This window comes from Shewanella ulleungensis, from assembly GCF_014648315.1.
GTDB lineage: Bacteria > Pseudomonadota > Gammaproteobacteria > Enterobacterales > Shewanellaceae > Shewanella > Shewanella ulleungensis.
Genome location: NZ_BMQW01000002.1, coordinates 278,939 through 305,108 on the forward strand (window position 1 = coordinate 278,939; position 26,170 = coordinate 305,108).

The 26,170-nt window shown below is 42.2% G+C and carries 20 protein-coding genes; 7 read left to right on the forward strand and 13 right to left on the reverse strand.

Annotated elements, in window-relative coordinates; all coding sequences use genetic code 11:
* Positions 1–70 precede the first annotated feature (70 nt).
* Complete coding sequence (locus IEY40_RS04955; RefSeq protein ID WP_188953936.1) at positions 71–1,777, forward strand: amidase; 1,707 nt, start codon at positions 71–73, stop codon at positions 1,775–1,777.
* 282 nt (positions 1,778–2,059) lie between these two features.
* On the opposite strand, the gene IEY40_RS04960 is transcribed toward IEY40_RS04955, so the two are convergent.
* The 4 genes from IEY40_RS04960 to IEY40_RS04975 all read right to left on the reverse strand — a co-directional run bounded on the left by IEY40_RS04960 (position 2,060) and on the right by IEY40_RS04975 (position 5,398).
* Complete coding sequence (locus IEY40_RS04960; RefSeq protein WP_188953938.1) at positions 2,060–3,475, reverse strand: AmpG family muropeptide MFS transporter; 1,416 nt, start codon at positions 3,473–3,475, stop codon at positions 2,060–2,062.
* 100 nt (positions 3,476–3,575) lie between these two features.
* Positions 3,576–3,902, reverse strand: a complete 327-nt coding sequence (locus IEY40_RS04965; RefSeq protein ID WP_188953941.1) for a hypothetical protein — start codon at positions 3,900–3,902, stop codon at positions 3,576–3,578.
* Between the two features lie 275 nt (positions 3,903–4,177).
* Positions 4,178–4,762 carry a peptidylprolyl isomerase gene (locus IEY40_RS04970; protein WP_188953943.1) on the reverse strand — a complete coding sequence of 195 codons (585 nt, stop codon included), beginning with the start codon at positions 4,760–4,762 and terminating at the stop codon, positions 4,178–4,180.
* A 69-nt stretch (positions 4,763–4,831) separates the two neighbouring features.
* Complete coding sequence (locus IEY40_RS04975) at positions 4,832–5,398, reverse strand: YajG family lipoprotein (protein WP_188953945.1); 567 nt, start codon at positions 5,396–5,398, stop codon at positions 4,832–4,834.
* Positions 5,399–5,659: 261 nt separating this feature from the next.
* Here IEY40_RS04975 and IEY40_RS04980 point away from each other — a divergent pair, with 261 nt between their 5' ends.
* On the forward strand, positions 5,660–6,685 hold the full coding sequence (locus tag IEY40_RS04980) for a DUF2804 domain-containing protein (RefSeq protein WP_188953947.1): 1,026 nt from the start codon (positions 5,660–5,662) through the stop codon (positions 6,683–6,685).
* Positions 6,686–6,774: 89 nt separating this feature from the next.
* Entirely contained in the window at positions 6,775–7,674 is a 900-nt protein-coding gene (locus IEY40_RS04985) for a sterol desaturase family protein (RefSeq protein ID WP_188953949.1), read from the forward strand.
* A gap of 96 nt (positions 7,675–7,770) precedes the next feature.
* Here IEY40_RS04985 and IEY40_RS04990 read toward each other — a convergent pair whose 3' ends face one another.
* The 6 genes from IEY40_RS04990 to IEY40_RS05015 form a co-directional block, all read right to left on the reverse strand.
* Positions 7,771–8,187 carry a helix-turn-helix domain-containing protein gene (locus IEY40_RS04990; RefSeq protein WP_283107937.1) on the reverse strand — a complete coding sequence of 139 codons (417 nt, stop codon included), beginning with the start codon at positions 8,185–8,187 and terminating at the stop codon, positions 7,771–7,773.
* A 127-nt stretch (positions 8,188–8,314) separates the two neighbouring features.
* Positions 8,315–9,088 (reverse strand): class I SAM-dependent methyltransferase, encoded by a 774-nt coding sequence (locus tag IEY40_RS04995; RefSeq protein WP_188953950.1) that lies wholly within the window; start codon positions 9,086–9,088, stop codon positions 8,315–8,317.
* 149 nt (positions 9,089–9,237) lie between these two features.
* Positions 9,238–10,524, reverse strand: coding sequence for an MFS transporter (locus IEY40_RS05000; protein WP_188953953.1), 1,287 nt, complete (start codon positions 10,522–10,524; stop codon positions 9,238–9,240).
* Positions 10,521–10,868, reverse strand: coding sequence for a cupin domain-containing protein (locus IEY40_RS05005; RefSeq protein ID WP_188919606.1), 348 nt, complete (start codon positions 10,866–10,868; stop codon positions 10,521–10,523). The genes IEY40_RS05000 and IEY40_RS05005 overlap by 4 nt, the downstream gene beginning before the upstream one ends.
* Before the next feature lie 33 nt (positions 10,869–10,901).
* Entirely contained in the window at positions 10,902–13,199 is a 2,298-nt protein-coding gene (locus tag IEY40_RS05010; protein WP_229777012.1) for a heparinase II/III domain-containing protein, read from the reverse strand.
* Entirely contained in the window at positions 13,196–15,484 is a 2,289-nt protein-coding gene (locus tag IEY40_RS05015) for a polysaccharide lyase 6 family protein (RefSeq protein WP_188953955.1), read from the reverse strand. The genes IEY40_RS05010 and IEY40_RS05015 overlap by 4 nt, the downstream gene beginning before the upstream one ends.
* 572 nt (positions 15,485–16,056) lie before the next feature.
* On the opposite strand from IEY40_RS05015, the gene IEY40_RS05020 reads away from it, so the two are divergent.
* Positions 16,057–16,797, forward strand: coding sequence for a FadR/GntR family transcriptional regulator (locus tag IEY40_RS05020; protein ID WP_188953957.1), 741 nt, complete (start codon positions 16,057–16,059; stop codon positions 16,795–16,797).
* 430 nt (positions 16,798–17,227) lie between these two features.
* Here IEY40_RS05020 and IEY40_RS05025 read toward each other — a convergent pair whose 3' ends face one another.
* On the reverse strand, positions 17,228–18,373 hold the full coding sequence (locus IEY40_RS05025) for a methyltransferase (RefSeq protein WP_188953959.1): 1,146 nt from the start codon (positions 18,371–18,373) through the stop codon (positions 17,228–17,230).
* Positions 18,374–18,569: 196 nt separating this feature from the next.
* On the opposite strand from IEY40_RS05025, the gene IEY40_RS05030 reads away from it, so the two are divergent.
* Positions 18,570–18,980: a hypothetical protein gene (locus IEY40_RS05030; RefSeq protein ID WP_188954565.1), complete on the forward strand. Its 411-nt coding sequence runs from the start codon at positions 18,570–18,572 to the stop codon at positions 18,978–18,980.
* 11 nt (positions 18,981–18,991) lie between these two features.
* Here IEY40_RS05030 and IEY40_RS05035 read toward each other — a convergent pair whose 3' ends face one another.
* The gene (locus tag IEY40_RS05035; protein WP_188953961.1) at positions 18,992–19,471 is read right to left on the reverse strand and encodes a prepilin-type N-terminal cleavage/methylation domain-containing protein; all 480 of its coding nucleotides are present in this window, start codon (positions 19,469–19,471) and stop codon (positions 18,992–18,994) included.
* A 128-nt stretch (positions 19,472–19,599) separates the two neighbouring features.
* Here IEY40_RS05035 and IEY40_RS05040 point away from each other — a divergent pair, with 128 nt between their 5' ends.
* Positions 19,600–21,417 carry an ABC transporter transmembrane domain-containing protein gene (locus tag IEY40_RS05040; protein WP_428848135.1) on the forward strand — a complete coding sequence of 606 codons (1,818 nt, stop codon included), beginning with the start codon at positions 19,600–19,602 and terminating at the stop codon, positions 21,415–21,417.
* Positions 21,418–21,502: 85 nt separating this feature from the next.
* On the opposite strand, the gene IEY40_RS05045 is transcribed toward IEY40_RS05040, so the two are convergent.
* Positions 21,503–23,101 carry an AMP-binding protein gene (locus tag IEY40_RS05045; RefSeq protein WP_188953965.1) on the reverse strand — a complete coding sequence of 533 codons (1,599 nt, stop codon included), beginning with the start codon at positions 23,099–23,101 and terminating at the stop codon, positions 21,503–21,505.
* A 470-nt stretch (positions 23,102–23,571) separates the two neighbouring features.
* On the opposite strand from IEY40_RS05045, the gene IEY40_RS05050 reads away from it, so the two are divergent.
* Entirely contained in the window at positions 23,572–26,145 is a 2,574-nt protein-coding gene (locus IEY40_RS05050) for a TonB-dependent receptor plug domain-containing protein (RefSeq protein ID WP_188953967.1), read from the forward strand.
* The last annotated feature ends 25 nt before the right edge of the window (positions 26,146–26,170 follow it).

Genomic DNA, 26,170 nt, shown 5'->3' on the forward strand with positions numbered 1-26,170 from the left:
TGAAAGTTAAGTCACTGTCTTTCTAAATAATTACTTTTAAAAGCCATGGGCTTAAAGAAGAGGTTTTAATATGTTCGAAGTCACTGAAATTTCTATTTCCGAGTTGCGTGCCGCGCTAGAGTCGGGCCGTACTACATCGGTTGAACTCGTGCAGTCATATTTAGCGCGAGTTGATGCTTATGACGGCCCAGCGACAGAGACAAAGCTCAATGCATTGGTAGTGCGCAATCAAGAGGCGCTAAAAGAAGCCGAGGCGTCAGATGCACGAAGGGCTCGTGGCGAAACATTGAGCCCACTAGATGGCATTCCTTATACCGCAAAAGACAGCTACCTCGTTAAGGGGTTAACGGCGGCGTCGGGCAGCCCAGCATTTAAAGATTTAGTGGCCCAATACGATGCTTTTGCCGTTGAACGTCTGCGTGAAGCAGGAGCTATATGCTTAGGTAAAACCAATATGCCACCTATGGCTAATGGTGGTATGCAACGCGGTCATTATGGCCGTGCTGAAAGCCCATACAATGCCAATTACCTTACCGCGCCTTTTGCTTCTGGCTCTTCTAATGGTGCCGGTACCGGTACTGCCGCAAGTTATTCTGCGTTTGGCTTAGCTGAAGAGACATGGTCGAGCGGCCGAGGCCCTGCATCAAATAACGGTTTGTGTGCCTACACGCCTTCGCGCGGGGTAATTTCTGTGCGCGGTAACTGGCCACTGACACCGACTATGGATGTCGTGGTGCCTTACACTCGCACCATGTCAGATATGCTCGAAGTGCTTGATGTGATTGTTGCCGACGACCCCATTACTCGCGGCGACTTATGGCGCTTGCAACCTTGGGGTGAGATCCCGAAAGCCTCAAGTGTGCGTCCACAATCTTATTTGGATCTTGCGGCTCAAGCTGACACCTTAAAAGGTAAGCGTTTCGGCTTGCCACGTATGTTTATCAATAAAGATGAATTGGCTGGCACCAGCGAAAACCCAGGTATTGGCGGCCCAACGGGTCAGCGTATTAATACCCGAGCATCGGTAATTGACCTTTGTGAGGCTGCTCGTAAAGTATTGGAGGCCGCTGGGGCTGAAGTCATTGAAGTTGATTTCCCACTGGTATCAAATTGCGAAGGTGACCGCCCAGGTGCACCGACCGTTTACAACCGCGGCATAGTGACGCCTGAGTTTCTTGAGGATGAACTGTGGGAGCTTTCTGGTTGGGCTTTAGATGAGTTTTTGCGCGCCAATAATGACCCTAAACTGAACAAACTGTCTGACGTGAACGGCCATTTGATTTTCCCGCATGACTTAGGCACCTTGCCAAATCGTGAAGGTGATTTAGCCGCAGGCATGGATGAATACGTCAACATGGCTAAAAGAGGGCTTAAGTCGTATAACCAAATTGACAGCGTACCGGACGGTTTGCGCGGCTTAGAAAAAACACGCAAGTTGGACCTAGAAGACTGGATGGACGAGCTCAAACTCGATGCCGTGTTGTTCCCAACGGTTGCAGATGTGGGCCCTGCTGATGCGCATGTAAATCCCGCTTCAGCTGATATCGCATGGAGTAATGGTGTTTGGGTTGCTAATGGCAACTTGGCGATTCGTCACTTAGGTGTGCCGACAGTGACTGTGCCAATGGGCGTGATGGCTGATATTGGCATGCCAGTTGGGTTAACGTTTGCAGGCCGAGCTTATGATGACAACAAGCTCTTAAGTTTTGCTAGTGCATTTGAATCAACGGGCAACAAGCGCGTTATTCCACCTCGCACACCAGCGCTTGGTCAATAAGCATTAAAGTGAAGTGCTAAATTAACCACTAAGCATTGATACAAAAACGGGATGGGCTTTGATAAAGCCATCCCGTTTTTTGTTTTTAGAGTTCAGAGGGGGCGGATATTTTACTGAAGCTCGTTTGAATCACTTAAGTTTAATGAGTCGAGACAAGTGAACGTTACTTGAACGAAAGAGGTACAAAACCCAATATGACTCTAGCTAAAGTGCATCAAATTGACCTGGTGGCTCTAAGTGTAGATTAAATCTAGACTGCCTATATACGGCTTAAATCTAGGGTTAACCTTTATCTGAAGGCGTATCAATTGCCCCATCCGTTGATGGCATTTCGTCAACCGCTACTTGTTTTTGCGAACGATTCACTAGTACGACTAACAGCAATACCGGAAACCCTATCAAACTTGCAGCAACAAAGAAGTTGATATAGCCAAATGCATCTACGTATAAGCCTGAGAATCCGGCGATAAACTTTGGGAATAACAGCATGATTGATGATAACAATGCATATTGTGTGGCGCTGTAGCCGCTGCTGGTTAAGCTAGACAAATAAGCAATGAATGCTGCGGTGGCAATACCTGCGCTGAAGTTATCGACCGAAATAGCAAAGGTTAAAAAGGGGATGTTGTAGCCAATATAAGCCTGCCACGCGAACAGTAAATTGGTTATGGCGACTAACAATGCACCTAAGAATAGTATCTTCATGGTGCCATAGCGCATCAATAACACACCACCAAAAGCCGCGCCAACCAAGGTCATGATTAAGCCGTAGACTTTACTGATAAATGCGATTTCTTCTTTGTTAAAGCCCATGTCAACGTAAAATACGTTGGCCATAATACCCATTACGATGTCTGAAATACGATAACAAGAAATCAGCAGTAAGATTAAAATGGCACTCTTGCCATAGCGTTTAAAGAAGTCAATAAATGGCAATACACTGGCGCTATAAAGCCAAGCCATTGCACCTGCTATTTTCTTTGGGTATTTTGCGGCAAAATCAGATCGTAGTTGACGCTCTTTTTCGTCGGCATGTTTGGTATCGACTTGTGGTTCCTGACTAAAAAGAGTGGTTAAAATGCCCACTCCCATTAACATTGCCATCGCAAAGTATGCGGTTTGCCAGGCTTCTAAGTTGTAAGTGTCGTCACCAGGAGAAACCCATGCTGCGATAGTTAAGGCTCCCGCAGTGGCAATAATCATCGCACTGCGATACCCCACTTGGTAAGCCGCTGCAAGGGCTGCTTGCATTTTTTCGGGGGCCGATTCAATCCTAAATGCGTCGATAACAATATCTTGAGTGGCAGAAGCAAATGCGAGTAATAAAGCACATAAAGCTAAGCGCTCAAGATTAACCACAGGGTCGCTTATTGACATGCCTAAAATGGCACCGACTAAACACAATTGAGCAAACAGCATCCAGCCACGACGTCGCCCTAAAAAGCGAGTAAACAAAGGCAGTGACATACGGTCCACTAGGGGAGACCATGCCCACTTAAATGCGTAGGTTAGGGCTATCCAGCTAAAATACCCAATGGCGGCCCGGTCAACTCCGGCTTCACGCAGCCAAAAACTGAGTGTTGAAAAGACCAGCATAAGCGGTAGGCCAGCAGAGAATCCCAGCAATAATAAAATGAATACACGTTTGTGATAATAAACCGATAAGGCTTCACGAGCTTGAGAAAAGAAAACCGACATAAGACAACTGGATAAAGGAGAATGGCTCTAGCTTATGTTGCAAGGGGTTTAGGTTCAAGCCATTCACGCAGTTTATTGAACGAGTTTGAGTTAAAAATGATTAAGGTCGGATACCAATACAACTTTGAGGCATATTGCCGCCGATATTGATGTAGTCACAGCAGTCATGTATTTGCTGTCTAAGATACTGGTTACCTTTGATTGCCCATCCAGACCAATGATCGAAGCAATAGAGTAAATGCCAAAATACTTTTTCAGTGTCGCTGGGTTGATCGGCCAGCAGCTTACCTGAAATACATTGCCACTCTTCTAACACGTCCCACATATAAAGTTGAATTTCTTTGTAATCAAGTTGGTTTTCTAAGAAGGCTTTGCCGTAATAGGCTAATTGTGGCGCTTTGGTTTCGATAAAATCATTTGCTGTCATGAAGAATGTCCTTGGTAATGAATGCATGATGAAACAGCGACTACATTGATTAAAATTAGAGTATAGACCCAAATTTTGGTCATGACAGAAAATATGACAAAATTAATTTATGTTAAATTAATAGATAATTACTCATTAAATTAGATGGTTGAAAAGTAAGCTAATAAAAATGTCAGTAAAAACAACAAGCGGAAATATGATGGGTGTTCAGAAAATATACATCTAGCCGATAACGCGCTTAACCGTTAATGATGATTAAGCGCGTAATAAATGATTTAGCGTGGTAATAATGTCGCTTTTTTAAGCAGTACAGTTTTAACGGGGACATCTGGCCAATTTAATGTGCTGTTATGCTCGGTTTCAACCATAGAGATCGCTTCAAGTACATCCATACCTTGGGTTACTTCGCCAAACACTGTGTATCCCCAACGTCGTTTTGATGGGTCTAATTTTTTGTTGTCGCCCACATTAAAATAAAATTGTCTTGTGGCCGAATGTGGGTCGTTATCTCGAGCCATGGCAATTGTGCCCATTGCATTAGACAGGCCATTTCCAGATTCGTTAACGATAGGCGCCATTGATGGGCGCTCTTCAAGTTTAGTGGTTAATCCGCCACCTTGGACGACAAACTCAGCAATAACACGATGAAAAATCGTGTTGTCGTACTCGCCTTTTACAACATAGGTTAAAAAGTTATCAATGGTTAATGGCGCGCGTGTACGGTCTAATTCAACCACAATTTTACCCATGCTGGTGTCGAACTCCACTTGTGGATAAATAGTGTCCTTTTGAATATCAACAGCGGCTGAGACAGATAAACTGGTTACAAGCAACAGACTAGTGGCGAGCCATTTAAACATAGTGAGAGTCCTTTTTGGCGGCATCGTGTTAATGCCGCACAGCGCTAAATAGAGAAAATACCGAGAAGGTTATCGTTGAATAAACTGATGTAACTCATCATCGTTAAGGATTTCGGTAGTGAGCTTGTCGATTAATTGATTGATGTCCAGCTCTAATGTGGCGAAGTCGGGGCTTAATGGACCTTTAAGATAGCCATTGGCGTTGTATGATTTAGTGAATTGCTGCTGTGCATTTTTTGCAAGCACATTGATCACCAAACGAGTTTTAGATTCAAAGCTGAATGTGGTGTCAGTAACATCCGCTAATAAGTAATTTAATTGAAATTGCACCGAGTTACGGGCGGCTGGGTCAACTACGTAGCCGGCTTTTATCATGCCGTTACGGAACAGCTTATCAAGTTGTTGGCGCATAGGCTCTGTGGTGCCAACCAATTGTGGCGTTTTATCGCCTTCAGTAATGCGTAACACAAAGCTCGCTTCACGAGTGTCTATGGTTTCTACTAACACCTGAGTGTCAGATTCGGTTTGTAAGCTAACCGCGCCAAGCGTTGGATTAAGACCGATTTGAGTTGGCTCATAACTGGCACAAGCTGTGAGTAATAGTGATGACAGTAAAACTGGAATGAGTGACTTCATATGGCAATAATTTTTAACAAAAGGTAACTAAAGGATACCAGAAATTGTTTACCATTCCAGTGCAATAGCATATCGCTTAAACAATTGTGTATGGTGTTGACGTTTCGGATGCTCTATTGAGGCTGCTGTTTGCCTGTCAGTCTAAATGGTGACTTGAAGCTATCATCAATTCAGTTTAGTTTGGTTAAATTCTATTTCGTCGTTTTCTATTTCGATGAATTCTATTTCGTTGACTCAATCGTCGCCGTGGCAGGAAAAACAATGCAGCATGTTCAATCACAATTAGCGCCACCCAAATTGATCGCCACTGATAGACAACCAGTCTTTGGTGTTTTTGATGGTATTGTCGATTCACTCAATGTTAAACAGTTTGCTTATTTCAATGAGATGGACAAGCCTGCTTCAGCGTTATCTAAACACTTTGATTTTAAACAGTTTCAATTTATAAGCATTATTACCCCTCATTATATTATAGCGTTGGCCATTGCTGATATCCGTTATGTTGCCAATGGTTTTTGTTACCTTTACGACATTAAAGCTAATAAGCTCAGTCAAACGCAATGGCTGACGCCGTTAGGCCTTGGATGTCAATTAAGTGTGTCCCCTAAGCAGGGACGAGCAAAAATAGGCAGTAAGCGCAAAGGTATTGCGATTAATATTGTCGAAGGTCAATGGCATGTTGAAATAAATTTGGCGGATATTCAGGCCAATTTACGCATCCAACCAGCACCATTAAGTTTGCCAATAAGTGTGTGTACGCCAACTGGCTATAACGGCTGGACCTATACGCAAAAACACAATGGTTTAGCGGTGACAGGGCAGTTAACGATTCATCATGAGCCACAACCGTTACAACATGCGCTTGCTGGTTATGATTTTTCTGCAGGGTTTATGCGCCGAGAAACCAGCTGGCGCTGGGCATCAATTAATGCACAAACTGAGGCTGGGGTTATCGGGCTTAACCTTGCTGCTGGCGTTAATGAAACCGGCCAAACAGAAAATGTGATGTGGATAAATGGCGAACGACACTTATTGGGCGCCGCTAATTTTGATTTTAATCGACACTCGCAACAAGATATATGGCATATCACCACCAATGATGGCCAGGTAGATTTGTATTTTAGGCCACTTAATCAGCGCAGCGAGAAACTCAACTTAATCTGGCTGAAGAATAATTTTAGGCAGTATATTGGCTATTTTAGTGGCGTAATAAACGATAACAACGGTAATCAATACCGCCTACATAATCAGCTTGGGCTAACAGAAGATCATTTTGCTAAATGGTGATGGGACCATAATGTAAAATGAGCAATATAAAGCGGCCGATTTCACTCGGTTGATGAAACGATAAAAATAATAATAAATGGACAGTGAATATGGATATGGATTTATTGATTGCTCATCCTGAGTGGTTATTACTGGTATTGGCACCGATTTTTTTCGGTTGTATTTTGTTGGAATGGTGGTTTGGCGTACGCGCTAAACGTTTACCTGCAAGTGCCCAATATCGCCCAGCAGAAGTGTTATGCAATTTTGTATTGGCGGGCATGCATCAAGTTGCAGATATTATTGCCGGACTATTGATTGCCAAAATCTATCTGCATTTTTTTGGTTGGCGCTTGTTTGAAATCGATATGACCTTATTAACATTTGGATTATTACTGATTGCTCAAGACTTTTGCTATTACTGGTTTCATCGCGCAAGCCACCGCATTCGTTGGATGTGGGCAGCCCATGTGGTGCATCATAGCTCTGAAAATATGAATTTCAGCACCGCTTTTAGACAAAGCCTAATGTATCCATTAGCTGGCATGTGGCTATTTTGGTTGCCTTTGGTCGTGATGGGATTTGACCCTAATTGGGTGGTGTTTGCTGTATTGCTCAACTTGGGTTTACAGTTTTTTGTTCACACTCAGGCGATTAAATCTTTAGGCCCGTTAGAGTGGATTTTTAACACACCGTCGCACCACCGAGTTCACCATGGACGTAACCCGCAATATATTGATAAAAACTACGCGGGAGTATTAATTATTTGGGACAAAATGTTTGGTACGTTCGAGCCAGAAAATGAAACCGTGCAATACGGCATTACTAAGCCAGTAAACAGTTTTAATCCTTTAGTGGTGACCTTTAGCGAGTGGCGCGATATGTGGCGTGATGTGACTCAAATGCAATTGTCGATAACACAACGTTTACAGGTACTATTTTCTCCGCCTTCAACACATCAACAGTCACCCACTAAAAGCAAACAGAAAATAGAAAGTAAGTCGAGTTGATGCTGCTATTCATCTTATGGTAAAAGGCAACTCACTCATGTGGGTTGCCTAACGACTTAATGCTTATGACTAATTAATGATAAATAGACTTGTTTATTACCAATAACCTTTTTCGTCAATATAACTGACTAATTTGCTATTAAGATAGGCCAATAAAAATGCGATAGGCGTGGTGACTTCAATCGTTTTAAACATCAGCCAAGCAATAATCCCTATTGCCAATAATGTGTATTCTGAAACCAGCATATGTGAACGTTTTGTGCTACCAAACAGAAAAAATTTGATGAACCAAGGTTCTGCTTTCCACTCTGTACAATTCTTATCTAGCATGGCGATTACCTCTGTTAATTTTGAAAGTTCAATTTCAAAAACAGAGGCGAGAGATTTGAGTGTTTCAAGACTAGCTTTATTACCCGCTTCCACTCGTTGAATTGTCCTTAAGCTTACTCCTGCTAATCGGGCAAGTTGCTCTTGTGACCAATTATTTTTTTCTCGTAACTTTTTGACAATCATTTTTATTCCTCACCTCTGTAGTCAACAATACTATGACGAGGTTGTTTAACTGTCGGTGACGCCATGTAGACGACACCGTTATGACAGTGTTAAATATCAAGTAGTTAGAGCGAACTGCAAATATGTTTTATGCTGTTTTCCTTGCTTTAATCGAATAGATAAGTGGGATTGGATGACCTTGATGCCGCAATTGATAACCCTTTTCGTCGACAAATTCTAAGCCTTCGATGCAGTTGTAGGGACTGAAAGGATACTCATTAAACTCTTCAATACTTAATCCTGTAGAAATGAGTGCGCTAATCACTTCACTTATGGGATGCGGCCATGTGACGACTGTGTCGATTTGGTTGTTATGATTTTCAGTGTAGGTCACTTCATCTTCGACATCCGGTTGTAACTGCTCAAAATATCCATAGCCAGACAGGACGTCATTAAATGGGTGGAATTCGACTAAATGAAACTCACCACCAGGGGTTAATGCATTAGCAATGGTTTGTGCCCAACGGGTTAAATCGGGTAACCAGGCAAGTACGCCATATGAGGTAAAAACGATGTCATATTGTTTAGTGTTGTCTTGCCCAAACTGGTAGATGTCGCTGTTGATAAAGTGTGCATCGAGTTGTAGTTTGTTTGTCAGTTGCTGAGCGGTGGCGATAGACTCTGTTGATAAGTCTACCCCTGTGACTTTTGCGCCAAGCCTTGACCACGATAAGCTGTCTTGACCAAAATGACATTGCAGGTGTAAAAGGCTTTTACCTTGTACATTGCCAACTTGTTCAAGTTCAATGGGGTTTAATGATGACTTGCCAGCAGTAAAAGCTTGTAAGTTATAAAATGATGAGTCTAGGTGAATTTTAGTCCGCTGATCCCATGCGTGTTTATTAATTGCTAAGTAGTCCATTTTTGTGTCTTCTTATTGGTTTTTTTTCACAATAGATCAACATATTACTGGGTTGCTTGTCAGTATGCTAATCGATGAATGGTATTTATATAAACAAAAAAGGCTTGCTAACGTTTGGTTAGCAAGCCTTTTTATCGATAAGGTAGATATTATGACTTAGGTTTTACGGGTTCTATTTTTCCGCCTAACCATAACGATATTAATGCCAATGGTACAAGTGCCGCGCCCAAAATAAAGAAGGCAGTATAGTCGCCGCCTTGAGTCATCATAGGCACCAATTGAATGGTGATGATGACACTTAACACCGCCGACGTACCGCTAATGCCTGCTAATGTCCCCACGGTTTTACCTGAGAAGTAATCGCTCGGTAAGGTTTGCACATTACCAATAGCAGTTTGAAAACCAAATAAAATCACCGCAATTAAGCCCATAGCCAACCAAGGCGTGGCTGCTTGTGAGGTTAATAGCAGTGCCGGAAGCATTACCACACAACCCAATACAATCGCGCTACGGCGTGCTTTGTTCACCGTCCAGCCACGGCTTAATAAATGGCCACTTAGCCAACCACCAAACAATGCCCCAATTGCTGCGCCGACATACGGCAGCCAAGCAAATGCGCCAATTTCTTTAACATCAAAACCAAATTTTTCATTTAAATACAGAGGCAACCAAGCAACAAATAGCCACCAAATAGGGTCGATAAAAAAACGTGCAGCAATGACGCCCCAGGTTTGACGATGGCGTAATAGTTGGCCAGTGGTTGGTACGTATTCTTTTGCTTGTTTCTCTTCGGTTGAGCATTGCTGGCCGGTAAGAATATATTGGCGCTCTGTTTCGGTGATCCATGGGTGAGCATCTGGAGCTGATTTGTAAATAATCATCCAAGGAATGATCCAGATAAGCCCTAAAGAACCGATGACAATAAACGTTGCTTGCCAACCTAAAAAGGCATACAAAAATGCAATTAATGGCGGCGCAATAATCGAACCTAAAGAGGCGCCTGAGTTAAAAATCCCCTGAGCTAACGCGCGCTCTTTAATTGGAAACCATTCAGCGTTGGCTTTGGTGGCACCCGGCCAGTTACCGGCTTCACCCAGACCTAAAATGGCTCTGAATATGGCAAATGACATAGCCGTCGCTGCAATAGCGTGTAACGCAATGGATACCGACCACACTACGATAGACAGTAAAAAGCCTAGACGTGTGCCAATGGCATCAAAAATCTTACCAAACAAGGATTGACCGATTGCGTAAGATATCATAAACACAGTAATAATGTTGGCATAATCGCTTTTGTCTAAGCCTAAGTCTTCGGCAATACCCGGCCACATAATGGCAAGTGCAGAGCGGTCGATATAGTTAATCACGGTGGCTAAGGCGACTAAACTCACCACCAGCCAACGTAAGTGCTTTAGCTTGAATGGACTGTTTTTCATGCTAAGTCCTCAACAAAGTCTTCGCGAGGAGGACTAAAAGTATCAATTAAAATACCGCCGGTTGGACACACTGCGCCGTGTTCTACATGTGGTGGAATAAAGAAGCTGTCGCCGGCATGGAGTATTTGAATCACACCGTCGACATTGACATGGAATTCACCTTCTACAACATACGAGACTTGAGAATGACGGTGGGCGTGTACGTAACCTTCAGCACCTTTATCAAACCAAATTTTAACGGCCATCAACTCATGGTTATATCCAAGCATTTGACGCTTTAATCCGCCGCCAATGTCTTGTATTTCTGTTTTATCGCCAAAGCCAAAATGTTGATTCTGTTTCATAGTCGGAGCTCCTAAATTTTTGTTATATATTTGCTAATTGAGTTCGTTAATTTCGAGTAATTGAGATCGCCCTTTAAATGGGTATGCAACGCCATTGATATTGATAACACTGCGAGTTTCTGTCGTGATTGCTTGCTCGGTTTGATTGATTGCAAGTAAATATTGCTGACCATCTGTGAAACGAATTTGCACAGCTTCCAGTTCTGCTTGCTGATAATGAGTGAGTTTGGCAACCTTACTGGTAGCATCGAGGGTGTATTCTTTAGCTGAATTGTATTCACCGTGCGGTTCAATCATGCTGACATAGGTATGGTTAGTGGCAGTGACTCGGTGAATAAACGCCTGCTGTTGGCGTAAATTCATATTGGGGTCATTAGCTCCTAATTGTGCAAATAGCATGTGCTCATGAGTAGCATTATTGGAGTGAGTGTTGACTAACGTGCTGTAGCTGTAAAAACGGCCGTTGTCGTTTAACCATGTCACTCTTGCCAGTGTATTGTCAGTATTGTCTTGGGCTAAGTTAGCCTTTGCTAACAGCCATAAGTGCTGATAACCGTGCTTTGTGCCTAATGTTGACAGTTGTGTTAGTGATGTATCACGAGTAAAGCTGGTATCGATTAACTGGCCTTGATAGTGCACTGGTAGATCGTACTGATGAGGCTTGTTTGCGGTAACTTGCATGATATCTATCGCGAACACCGCGTCACGGTTTTCAATTTTTATTAAGGCTTGAGTACGCTTGAATTTGACGTCTTCATAGGCGTTGTCAATGGAGGCGGAAGCAATGGTGAGGTCTTTTTGTTGATCAAAAAAATGTAACGTGGGATGGAACTGATTTGCGGTTTTGACTTTGCCGTTAAAGTGGCTTGTCTCATCAACAACTAGGGTATTGTGCGCAATGGTTTGCTTAGCCCAAGTTGTGTTTTCTGGCAAGTATCCGCCACCAAATTTGGCTTCAATATTTAGAAAACGTGCTGCGCCGTAATCTGAAACAATTTCATTACCAGCATCATAAAATTGCCATGTAAGCTTATCAAAATGGCCATGACCTAAGCCTTGTTCTGTGGCTTTAAATACAATCGCCTGGTCGGTTGGGCTACCTTGGCGCATAACCACTAATGCACCTTTATCACCTTGTTTACCATCTCTAAACAGTGCAGATGTAAATGCAAAGGATTGTTGAAGGCCTTTGTCTAGTGCCTGTGCCACTTTAAGTCCATCACCGGTGAGTAAGATATTGTGTTGTTGTTTAGCAATATCTAATAGGTGAGGGTCGTTGTTTATTCCATAAGCAATCGCGATACCATTAACTAATTCTATAGTATCAATGGCTTTACTTTTTATGGCGTCGTTAAGCGGAAACAACAGTTTGTTGTAACTGAGCGCGACCGATGTATTAATGGCTTTGAGTAATATGCCATTTCTGTGTTGAAAAATCTTACGTTGCGGTTCATTTTGTTCAATGGCTTTAGCAAAAGTAACAAACGGCATTAAGGCATAACGTTGATAATAAGGACCTTCGTTGTAATAGCCGTCTGGTGAAAATAACTCGTCGAGTTGGCGCATAAAGCCGCCTTTTTTCGATAGGGTTAAATCATACAAGGCTCGTTCAACCCATAATGGTTTGTCTAAAACATAGCCGCTCATACCCACGGCGGCAGTGGCCCATGTTCCGTGGTTATGTACTTTATTAAAGGTGCGTGGCGACTGCTCAGACAAAAACAACACCGCTGGGGTAATTGCGCCTGCTTCAATACGTTCACGTTCAGATGGTGTTAATGAGTCATAAATAAAATCATAGGCTTGCACTGTGTGCATCAACCAAACAGCTTCGTTTAATCCCTGCCAAAAGAGTTTGCCTTCGTTGCTGCTTTTACGTTTTGGGTGCAATGGCAGTTCTGGATAAAGCTTGGCATATTGCAACAGCATGTCTTTTACGTAAGTTGCGTATTTTTTATCACCGGTTAGTTGGTAAATGATGCCGGTGTCGTACATTTGCTGATAATTACTTTTGTGTTTTTCGTGGGTATAACCGCCGCCAGCATCAACAGGTACAGGGACCTCAATAGGTTGAATTAGCCCTAAATCAACTTCTATACGCTTTGCATTAAATGCATTTTGAAACGCGCCAGGTTGAGCGATAGCCTGCTGCATTGCGGCTACGTCTTGCTGATTAATCACAAGGTTTGGGTGGCTAGCCGCAAATACGGGCAGCAAAGCACCGAGCGAGGTGAGCGCTATAAATGTTAAACTGGCTACTAGTCGGCTAGTGCGCTTACGCATCAACCGGATTAACTGACTTTTGCCATTGTCTTGCTTGATGTTATTCATCGTGTTTGCACTTTATTATTATTGATGTTGGCAGTGTGTTTCCCTTGAGTGACAAACTCCGTCACCTGTGGAACAGGGGTATTTATTAACTGGTTATTGGTGATGGTGGTTTGCGGCTCGCCTACTGTATGGAAAATAGTAATAGCGGCACTGTCGGCAAATGTGTTGTGTCCTATTTGGCTTACTTGAACGCCATGCAGATTTAATATTGACCCAGTTTTATTTTGTTGGCCTTTACCCACATGGGTGAACTGATTATGGCTAACTAAAACATGTGGGCCAAATGTGCTTTCATCGGTGCCGCCGCGATAAACCGTTGCAACGATACCGCCAATATCTTCAAACTGATTGTGCGTGAGGTTAAGGTATTCGGCGTTATAGATGCCGATGTCGTCGGTTTCTTTATTAAGGCGAAATACATCGCCGCTTATGTGACGGAATTGGCTGTTATTAACATTAATCATATGGGCAAAAGCGCGGCTACCAGAGTCAAAAAAGTGAAAGGCGTTACTGTTATTGAGTTGTTCGACAATGCTATTGCTCATGTCAAAACGATAGTTCGTCAACATGCCCCATTTAAGGGTTCTGATGACACTGTTACCTGGCGCATCAGGGCTAAGTTGACCATTAATGACTAGTCCGTCGAGTTGTAAGTTACCGTCATTCTGAATTTCAAACAGGCTAGGGCGTTCGAAACTAATAATGGCTTTATGAGGGTTTGCTGCTTTAAACGTTAAGGTTTTATTGATAGCGAGTAGAGTATCGATGCTGTACTGGCCATCGTTGAGTAATAATGTATCACCTGATTGCGCAGCAACTACGGCGTTGTCTAACTCTCCATCTGTGGCGTTGACCTTAATAATCTTGCCTGATTGAAAAGCCACTGTAGGTTCAGATTTTGGGTACCAAGTCGTACCTGTTTGTTGTTTGGTTGTGGGGACTAAAGTACTACTGACACCATACTGCGCAAGTTTAGGATCATTGGGATATAACAAGCCGTTTGCAGCCCGGACCATAGTGATATTGTGGGTGTTCATCCCCTTTTGAATGATTGGGTTTAAGTCTTTGCTGGCAAAATTAGTGATGTTGTCGTTAAAGCGCAAACCGCTTATGTCATCATACAAGGTGAATGGCGATTTGGGGTTGATAAATACGTTTTGAGTGAGCGTGCTGTCTTTAGGTGGTGCAGAGCGTTCGCTGTCACTGCCCGCAGCCAGTTCTATATGGTCTAAGTTAATAAAGCTGTTATGGTGAATATCAGCATTTACCACTTGATGATAGCGATTAATCGGTGAGTTTGGAACGCCATTCATAATGGTAAATCCGCTACCAAACCGCGTACCTGTGAGACCTTCAAGGTAGTTATTGGAGACGGTTTGATCCCGATTAATAATGCGGATCCCGCCAGTATGTTCAATACCGTTACCTAAAAAAACATTGCTGTCGATAATATTACCATTGCCATGCCTTAAGGTTAATGTGCCTCGAGAACCATTAAATAAGTTATTTTGAATCCGGTTTTGACCTGATTTGATCGAAATAATCTCAACTTCACCGTCGCAGCGATCAAAGTAGTTGTTTTCGACCACAGTAAATGAGTTAGTCAGCGAGTGATGGCTAGTGCCAATTCTAATGGTTTCACCACCATTAGAGCCTAAAATAGGTCGAGGACCAAAATAGTTGTGATCGATTCGGTGATGATTCTGCTGGTTTTGTTCACCTTCTAGACGCACTGCTAACGTTACTCCTGCATTACGTTTACCCACAAAGTGATTATGATCTAATCGATTGTACTGACCATACATGCCAATCCAATTATCTGACATTTGACGGTCTGGGTTGTTGTAATTGTCGATAACAACTTCGGTGACACGGGAGTGGTTTGCTAGCTCATTATTACTTTTTTTAAAGGCGATGACTTCATTACTTGGTGTAAAGCCATCTTTAAACACTAAACCTGATACTTGTAAATATTCGCCTGCCAATTTTAGATTAGATTGGCCTGAAAGGATGACACTGCCTTTGGTCTGTGCAGTTAATGTGATTGGTTGTTTAGCTGTGCCTTTAGCTGAAAATACCATTTCAAAGTCTTGCCAGGTGCCATCTTGTAAAATGATGCTATCGCCTGGTTGTAGTTGTTTTAATACTTGTTGATATTGTGCTTGTGATGCAACTAAGTGCTCTTGTGCATTTACCTGAGCCGTTAAAGGAATCAACAGCGATAACACAAATATTTTTGTGAATAACCCATACGAAAATGGTGTGTGGGAGTTGAATGGGGTCATGTTGTCTCTCTAGTAGAGCCTAATTAATTTTCCACCAATACATCGATATAAATTGGTGGACCAGATATCCTTCAATGTGAACAAACGCGTTTTGGCGCTTGGGTATCACAGTCTGTCATTGGAGCAGCGTGTCTGCGTCAAAGGATATTAATGGATCGCTCAAGGCTTAAAGGTGATGAAATGAGGCACACAACATGATTACATGAGGCTGTTTGTTCGCTTCTATTTTGTTTGCAGTATCATTTATTTTGTTAAATTTCACTTTAATCTCCCCAGATCTGTGCATTCGTTCTGTCAGCGGAACATGCCGCTATTAAGGCATATTGAGTATTACTTTGCGCCTGAATAGAAACTAACCAACAATCAACATTGTGTCAACCAATTTGCTTTACCAATTAGGTTGGGGTTATTGTTAATTGTTATTACCAATGCTTTTAAAGGTTGGACAATGTGTTATTATTTTTACTATGTGAGTGGCAGGTCATGTTATTAGTTGTTTGCTGTCACGGTTTTAACCGATAATATGTCAGTATTAAACCACTAAATTGGTTTTACTTTTCGAAGGAAGGTATATGAAAAACCGTCGTTTATTTTGGCGAATAGTCGATACGATTGAAGCCTCTATCGCCTGTGGCGAGTATCCGGTAGGCAGTCGTTTACCCCCAGAGCGAGAGCTTGCAGAGAAGTTTGAAGTAAGCAGGCCCACCATTCGTGAAGCGATTATTGCGTTAGAAGTGCGTGAGAAAGTGGAAGTGAAAACTGGCTCAGGTGTTTATGTTGTCAACAATCAAAAGCAAAGTGTTAGCGTAAACAGTGTAAACGCTTTTGAACTGACTCAAGCCCGTGCGCTTGTTGAAGGCGAGATCGCTGCATTAGCTGCTAAGACCATCACAACAGAAGAGCTTGAAAAGCTCCATGGCACCCTAGTGATGATGAAAGACATGCAAAATGTCGAAGAAGCAGATGAGTTGTTTCATCAAATTATTGCTTACTCTACTCGCAATGGTGCGCTAATTAATTTGTTTGAAAATATGTGGGCATTACGCTCATCAAGCAACGAGATTATTGAAGATTATAATATCGTTTGCAGTACCGACAATAATAAAACCTTGGCAGAACATACGGCGATTTACGAAGCGTTATCTGCACATGATGCCGCTGAGGCTCGATTAGCAATGCATAAGCATTTTAATCGCTTAATCAATGTGTTGTTTGATAAGTTAGAACAACAAGCTTTAGAGGAAGTGCGTCGTAAAAACAGCGCTAATCGGGATTTATATTCGATTGAAAATTTAGTAAAAATTAAAGGCTAAATTGCTTTACGATATTACGTTGATGAATAAACGCGCTAGCATTTTTGTTAGCGCGTTTTTTTATGTTCTATCATCAAAAAAAAGACCCCAAAGATAGCTAAGGGGCCGACTAGTGGTATGAGACAGAGGAGCTCAACCTAAAATAAGCGACGTCCATGTCGAGTGTTGTCATGTGTTGATTAGAAAAATTTAAGTTTGAACCAGCATCAATAGCAACAATTTGATTCAAATTAAATTGGTAATACGATTTTAGGCTTTGGCTATGCATTTAGTCAACCAATTTATTTTTTTTGGTAAGTCCAATTTAGGTGGTTGTCACGATTGTCATTGACGAATAAAAAGCGGGTAATACTGCTATGTAAATGGATTGTTTATGGGAAATGATCCCATACCTAAGCGAGCATGCTTAGGTATAGGCTATCTAAGTGGGTTATTTTTTGGCTTGTAATATGACAAATTTGCCATTGGCAGCAATTGTTGTGCAGTTATTAAAAATACGTTTTATTTTTACGTGGTAGGCTAAGTGGCGATTGCCTACAACATGTAAAATACCGCCTGTCTTTAAGCGTTTATACGCATCAACAAACATTTGCCATGCAATATGATCGGTAATTGCTTCACCTTGATGAAAGGGGGGATTACACAGTACGAGATCTGGGATGATCTCATCGGGTAAATTGGTTAAGCAATCATCCCAATAAAAATATCCGTGTGGCGTATCATCAGAAGACTCTAATCCATTGTGCTGCCAATTGTGCTTTGCCGATGCTATAGCCATATCAGAGTCGTCAACAAAGTGAACGTGTGCTTGTGGGTAACGTTGTTTTGCATGAAGCCCCAAAATACCATTACCACATCCTAAATCAACGACGTGTGCAAAGTCTCCCTTAGGCATATTATCGAGCATTATTCTTGCACCAATATCTAATTTATTTGCTGCAAACACATTTGCTAAGTTACTAATTGTGAATCCTAATTCGTTCACCTTCCAATTAACTGGCGCTGCGATAGTGCGCGCTTTACCATCACTGATACAAGTAATTACTCGGGTATTCTTCCAGGCTAAGCTGGCACTCGATTGGCCTAAATTTTTGTCAATAAGGCTAAGCAAGGCTGCGTTAATCGATTTAGCCTTGGCTGAGATGAATACAGATGTACCCGCAGGGAGAATTGTTGATAAACGGGCAAGTTGTTGGCCAAAATAATGGAGGTTTTTAGGCAGCTTCATTAATACCAGTTGAATATTGTGCGGTAGAGTCTCACGGCTATTAATGATTTGTAACGACTCAGGCGTCAAATGATTGTGTTGCAAATTATACTGGCAACCGAGCAAACTGGTTTTAGCATCGGTCTCTAGTGTGATTGGCCACTTATTGTTAAAGGTGGTTAACGCACAGGTAAGTGCACCAAAACTGTCATTGAGTATGGCTGTCGGCACTACAGGCTGTTGACCGTCGATTAAGTGTTTAATCAAATGCTCATCTGCGGCATCCCATGCTTGTAAGTTTGAGGCTTGTTGAGTGGGGTAACGAAAGAGCTCAAGTTCAATGCCTGCGCAAGCAAATTGGGTGGTCATGGGTGTATTACCTAAATAATAAATTGTGATGAATTGCCAAGGAGGAGTTTATTGTGATCGATGTTGTTCAATAAACACTTAGGTATTATCTCAGATATCGCTTAGCAGCGCGAGAAATTGCGATGTGGGCAAAGATTGCTATTCGCTAAGCGGTTGAGTAAATTGTCGTTATCGTAAAGAATTTCAAGGAATAATGATGAAAGGTGCAGGTGGAACAAGCGGTGGTATAGGGCAGTTTTTTATTGGCTTAGCTATGATGTGTGGCGGTTTTTACATGTTACTCAATGCGATTAAAGTGACCAGTTCATTTGGTTTTGGCAGTCATTTATATCAATTTGGTGGTTTTGGATTAACGAGTGGCATGGTGATGATCCCATTTATGTTTGGGGTTGGGTTAATGTTTTATAACGGCAAAAATCCATTAGGTTGGTTATTAACCTTTGGCTCGTTAGTTGCGCTTATTTTTGGGGTGATTAGTTCAATTAATTTTAGGTTTTCGTACATGAGTGCATTCGACTTAATTGTTATTTTAGTGCTCAGTATTGGTGGACTAGGCTTGTTTTTGCGTTCATTAAAAAATATTGAAACTCGTTACCCTGAAGCTTAACAAAACTGCGGTTAGCAACCGCTAGTTTCAACATTAATGATTGGCCTTGCTGTGGTTGAGGTCGCTTGTCTATATCGTAAATAACATTGCGCAACACCAGCATCTTCTGTGATAACCCCATGCCAATAAATCCAAGCGCCGGTATATACACTTGCGCGTTTTTGCCAGTCGTCAGTGGGGACGTTCATTAATAAATCTATCCCAGCAGCCGTACCGTTGGGGTAACCATAAGCTAATACTACGTCTACACCATCAATGTTGAGCGTTGTAGATGCAAGTCTTTCAACTCCAGCAATGGCGGCTTTAGAATAGGTCAGAGTTGCTGCTGATTGCATTGCAGTTTCCATTCCTTCCATAGTCGATACAATAGAATCTGTGCGTAAATTTATGAATTTACTGCTGGCAATGATGGCGAGTATTGCCAAAATAACAATCACAACAACGAGTTCTATTAAGCTGAACCCTTTAGATTTATTTAGCTTGTTCTGCATAACCTATTTCTTCTTATTATTAATTTTTATAATTGTGGGTTTTGGGTTACCTAGTTTATAAGGCATCTACAATCTCACATTTTGTTGTTACTATCACTTTATCTTAGTTTTATTTGCTGGTTAATACTGTGACGAATTCAACGACAACGGCATCCGCTGTTACTGCAACTTTAGACTCTGCCTCAATAGTGACGACACCACACCGTGTTTTACCTTGGATTTTACATTTTTTATCTCCTTATAAATTAAAGGTTGTTGCTGCCATCATCTTCTTGTTTATAGGTTCGCTCGCGTGGTTATCACTTGGGCAGGGCGTCAAAATGATGGTTGATGAAGGATTTATTGCCGACAATGCCGCAAGATTAGATGAGATTATGTTAATTATAGTGGGGATTACCGCAATTAGTGGTACTGCAGTTTTCTGTCGTTTTTATTTAATGACATGGTTGGGTGAGCGGGTAAGTGCCGACATTCGCTTGCAGGTTTATCAGCATCTGTTGTCGCTATCACCAGGTTTTTTTGCTACCCAACGCACGGGTGAGGTCATTTCTCGATTTACCGCAGACAGTACGTTAATCCAAAGTGTTGTTGGCTCTAGTTTGTCAATGGCGTTGAGATCAAGTGTAACAGTATTGGGCGGTATTGTTATGATGGGTTTTACCAGTGTAAAGCTGACGGCTTTAGTCTTATTTGCTGTGCCTTTAGTGCTGGGGCCTGTGAGTTATTTTGGTAGAAAAGTTAGAGTGTTGTCGCGTAAAAGCCAAGATCGTGTTGGCGATTTAGGCGCATATATTGATGAGACGTTGCACGAAATCCACACTGTTCAAGCTTATACTCATGAGACAAAAGATCGTCAACTATTTGCTGACCGTGTCGAAGCGGTAATGGATGTGGCGAAAGGGCGAATAAAATACCGTGCTCTATTGATTTCGACTGTGATGTTTTTAAGTATTGGTGCCATTGCGTTTGTGACATGGGTTGGCGCAAAAGATGTAATGAGCGGTAATATCAGTGCAGGAGAGTTATCTGCATTTATGTTTTATGCCGTCATGGTGGCGGGGGCTGTCGCGACAATAAGTGAAGTATTTAGTGAAATTCAACGTGCATCTGGCGCAGCAGAACGCTTAATGGAATTGGTTCATACGCCCATTGATATTCCGCAGCAAGCTGTACCTCATCAATTGAACTTGCCGGTAAAAGGGTTATTACATTTCGACAATGTGGTGTTTGCATATCCCTCAGACAGTGGCCAAGATGTTATTCGGCAATTATCGTTCACTATTCAGCCAGGAGAACGTGTCGCGCTTGTTGGACCTAGTGGTGCAGGTAAAAGTACCCTGTTTGAGTTGATGATGCGATTTTACCAACCCAAAGCTGGCAAAATCTTATTAGATAATGTTGATATTTCAACGTTGTCTTTAACCGATTTACGTCAGCAGTATGCATTAGTCCCGCAAGAGTCGGTCATTTTTGCAATGAATGTCCTTGAAAATGTTCGTTACGGTCGTTTATCCGCAACCGATGACGAGGTTATTCAGGCGTGTGTTGCTGCTAAAGCTGATGAATTTATTAGCGAGTTTACCGACGGCTATGCAACGTATCTAGGTGAACGCGGCGTGAGATTGTCGGGCGGTCAAAAGCAACGAATAGCCATTGCCAGAGCTATTTTAGCCGACAGACCGTTGTTGTTGCTTGATGAAGCAACCAGCGCCTTAGATGCAGTGAGTGAAGTCAAAGTGAAACAGGCCCTTGATTCATTGATGGCTAACCGCACTACTGTGATTATTGCTCACCGATTAGCGACAGTAATTAATGTCGATCGCCTTTTTGTTATGGATAAAGGTCAGTTAGTTGCTAGCGGCACGCATAATGAATTAATGGCCAGCAATGAGCTTTATCGGGAATTTGCCAGCCTGCAATTGTTGATGGATAACGACTCCGTTTAGTGGGTATGATGAGTAAATAAAAAAGATGCCGAGGCATCTTTTTTTATGACGAAAACCGTTAACGTTTATTTATCCTGCTTGGCGCTTATTTGCGCAGTTCTCTGCGTAAAATTTTACCCACGGTGCTTTTTGGCAATTGCTCTGTAAATTCAATTATCCGCGGAACCTTGTAGGCGGTTAGTTGGCTACGGCAATAATCATTAATAACTTGCTTAGTTGCGTCGATATCGGCTGACGGTTGTTTTAACACAATGACAGCCTTTACCGCTTCACCTGTTCGTTCATCTTCAACGCCCACTACAGCGCATTCAAGCACCAGTTCATTGGTCGAGAGTACGTCTTCGACTTCATTCGGATAAACGTTAAAGCCTGAAACGATAATCATGTCCTTTTTACGATCAACAATGGTGTGGTAACCATCTTCGCTAGCAATGCCAATATCACCCGTTTTAAAGAAGCCATCCTGGGTCATTACTTTGGCTGTTTCCTCCGGTTTATTCCAATAACCTTGCATAACCTGTGGACCACGAACGGCTAGTTCTCCTGCTTGACCAGTTGCGACTTCCATATCATCCATATCAAGCACTTTCACCTCGGTGCCCAGTACAGGCTTACCAATTGTACCAAGACGTTGATGCCCGGGTGAATTTAAACTGACAACCGGTGATGTTTCTGACAAGCCATACCCTTCGGAAATCATGCAGCCTGTGGTTTGTTGCCATAAGTTGGCAGCCGCACTGGTTAATGCTGTCCCACCCGAAATAGTGATGGTCATTTTACTAAAATCTAAGGCTTTGAACTCTGGCTGGTGGCATAAGCCCACAAACAAGGTATTTAAACCTGCAAACCCGGTAAAAGAGTATTGCTTCATTGTGTTAATTAACCCACTAATATCGCGTGGATTAGGAATTAACACAGAGCAACTACCCGATTCAAAATACAACACTAAATTAACCATAAACGCATAGATATGATAAATCGGTAGCGGTGCAACAAAGACATCATGACCTTGATTCATGGTGCTGGCGATACGTGATTTTACTTGAGCCGAGTTAGCTAAAAGGTTGCCATGATTGAGCATCGCACCTTTTGATAACCCCGTCGTGCCACCAGTATATTGCAAGGCAATTAAATCACTATGGATAGGCGTTACGGGTTGATATTGCAGTTTTCCCCCTTCAGTTAGCACGTCTAAAAAAGTCATTTTAGCAAACGGTGTCTCTGGTTGTGGCTGTGCCTGGATCAAGTCCATTGCGTGAGTTGATATGACCAGCTCAATTGGAGTGTTTTTGACTACATTTGTTAGTGTCGGTAATAAATCGGATAGCACGACTAAGGCTTTAGCTCCAGAGTCATTAAATTGGTGAGTTAGTTCCCGTTCGGTATACATTGGGTTGGTATTTACTAACACCATACCAGCACGAATAATTCCATATGCGGCTATAACAAATTGAGTAATATTAGGCAGTTGAAGAGCAACTCGATCACCAGCTTGTAAATGAGTGCAATGTTGTAGATAAGCTGCAAAATGACGTGAATCACGCTCTATTTCAGTGAATGTAGTGTCTTTTCCTAAACATGCATATGCAGTGTTATCGGCAAACTTGCGACAAGACTTCTCAATGAGATCGACGATAGATGTGTACTGCTGTAAATCGAGTGTTGAATCAGCATCATAAGTCATGCTTACCCCCTATAAATTTTGGGTTGTTATTGTTTTTAAATCAAACGTACGTTTAGATTGTTCCATTAACCTACACGGGTCTCGATTAATTGGCAAAGGTTGTATCGAGAATGTCATTTTTAGGCTTACTCCCCCTTTGAGGGCAGCCATAAAAAAGTAGTGATGAATGTGTAAACTTTATTATACATTGAGTTTTTTTGTTGTTTTTTCTACAAAAAATAAAATAGTGAGAAAAAGTCATAATGTGACATATATCACTTAAAATCATGCATTTACTGTTTCTACGGCTAATTTATTCTTTAGGCACTGCTTAATTAATCTCAGAAAGTGTTAGCAATTGTGTTTTCGTTGTTATAAAAATGTAATCGGAATAAGGAATGTTTCACATTTTAGACAACAACTAGTTATAGACATGAATCACCTACAACTAAGTTGAAACACAACAATAATAAGCAGTTGGGAAGATAATAATGATGCAATCAAAAAAAACTAAATTTGGTATCAGCTCGTTGAGCTTGGCCATCTCTTTTGCACTTGCCGGAACAGTTGTCAGCTCCCAAGCTTTCGCTGCAGACGAAGAAGTGGCAAAAAAAGAAAACGTTGAAAAAATAGCTGTAGTGGGTTCACGTGCGGCTCCTCGTTCAATTGGTGACTCGCCAGTGCCGGTTGATATTATTAGTAGTGATGACCTCAAGAAGAATGGTTCTACCGACATGATTGATATGTTGGTAACCTCTGTTCCTTCATTTAACTCACGCGCGCAACCAATTAGTGACGCGGCCACGCTTGTTCGCCCTGTTAACCTTCGCGGCCTGCCATCAGACAGCACGCTTATTTTAGTGAACGGCAAACGTCGTCACCGTGCTTCAGTTATTGCTTTCCAAGGTGGTGGTATTAACGATGGTGCTCAAGGACCTGATATTTCAGTTATTCCTGGTGTTGCGTTAAAACAAGTGGAAGTGTTACGTGACGGTGCAGCTGCGCAGTATGGTTCTGATGCGATTGCCGGTGTAATGAACTTTGTTTTAAAAGATGCCTCTGAAGGCGGCTCTATCACGGTCAGTCAGGGTGAATATTACGAAGGTGACGGCGCAGCAACGACTATTGATGGCAACATCGGCTTACCGTTAACTGATGATGGCTTTGTTAACATCAGTGCGCAATATAAAACTGCAGATGCAACAAGTCGCAGTGTACAGCGTACAGATGCAGCTGCAATTGCCAGCGCTGGTAATGAATTCATTCTTGACCCTGCACAAACTTGGGGTAATCCTGAAATCGAAGATGATTTTACCGTATTTGTAAACTCAGGCTTTGACATTAACGATAATACTCACTTGTATGCATTTGGTAACGTATCGTCTCGTGAAGCAACGGGTGGTTTTTATTATCGTAATCCGCACAATCGCGGTAACGTCTATTCAAATGATGGTGGTAACACTTTACTAGTTGGTGATGTTGGTTTAGCTGAAAATGGTGTTGCGTCGTGTTCGTGGGTAGGTAATGTCCCTGCTAACGTGGGTAACGTGCTGAATACTTCTGAATACCAAGCGATGGTAGCGGATCCAAATTGTTTCTCAATGAACCAAATTCGCCCAGGTGGTTATACACCTCAATTTACCGGTAAAATTGAAGACATGTCTTTCTTTACTGGTATTAAAGGGACTTCAGGTGAATGGAACTATGATGTCAGTGCTGGTACAGGTAGTAACAAAGCCACTTTTGGTTTAAAAAATTCACTTAATCCGTCATTGGGTTTAGCGACACCAACCGATTTTGATACAGGTTCTTACGAGCAAGTAGAGACAACCTTTAACGTTGATATGAATCGTTTTGTGACCATTGGTGGTTTAGAGGATATTAGCTTTGCTACTGGTTTTGAATGGCGCGAAGAGTCATTTGAGATTGGTCAAGGTGAAGAGGCTTCGTGGGTTGCTGGCCCGTATGCGGAACAAGGGTTTAACATCGGTTCACACGGTTTTAAAGGCTTTGGTCCTGAGTCTGCAGGTAAAAATAAGCGTAACAACATCGGTGTTTATACCGACGTTGAAGCATATTTAACGGATGACATCTTGCTCGGGGTTGCACTGCGTTATGAGAACTTCTCTACGTTTGGCGACACATTAAATTACAAATTAACTGCTCAATATATGGCTACTGATGAATTGTCGTTCCGCGCCTCTCACAGTACTGGTTTCCGCGCGCCAACGGTTGGTCAAGAAAACGTAGTTAATACCCAAACATCAATTGTAAATGGTGATTTGATCCAGACCTTTATTGCGCCACCAACGAACCCACTAGCCGCATTTTATGGTGGTGAAACGTTAAAGCCTGAAGAGTCTGTAAGTTATGCTGCTGGCTTCGTTTATGAATATGAAAATCTATTCTTAACGGTTGATTACTACAATATTGAAGTGACAGGCCGTATTGCACAGTCAAGCCAGATTACTGTTGAAGCTAGCGACTACGATGCGTTAAGAGCTGCTGGTGTTGAGTTCCCTGAGTTAATTTCAGCGGTAACGTATTATACCAACGATTTTGATACCACTACTCAAGGTGTTGATATCGTAGGTTCTTACAGTATGGACCTGTTCTCTGGCGATGCTAAATTTAGCCTTGCGTATGGTTGGACAGACACTACGGTCGATAAGTTTGACGAAGAAACAACGGACCTAGGAAAAGTGCGTCGTTTAGAAGACGGTATTCCTGCACACCGTGCCACATTAACTTGGGGCCAAAGCTGGGATGACCTAAGTACGTCGATTCGTGCGAACTACTTTGGTGAGTACTACGCGACACATGCTGATGATACTTCTGATTGGGGTTCTGAAACGGCTGATGCTGCTGTGACCATTGACCTCGAAGTTAGCTATGCCGTGATGGATAACTTAACGGTATCTGTAGGTGCTAACAACATATTCGATCAAGAAGCGCAAAAGCTTAAAGATGGTACTTTAGGTGAGTTAGGTGCGGTGTACTACGAAAGTGGTCCATTTGATTACAACGGTGGATATTACTACGGCCGTGTAAACTATCGCTTCTAAGCGAATATTACGCTCTCAATAGTGA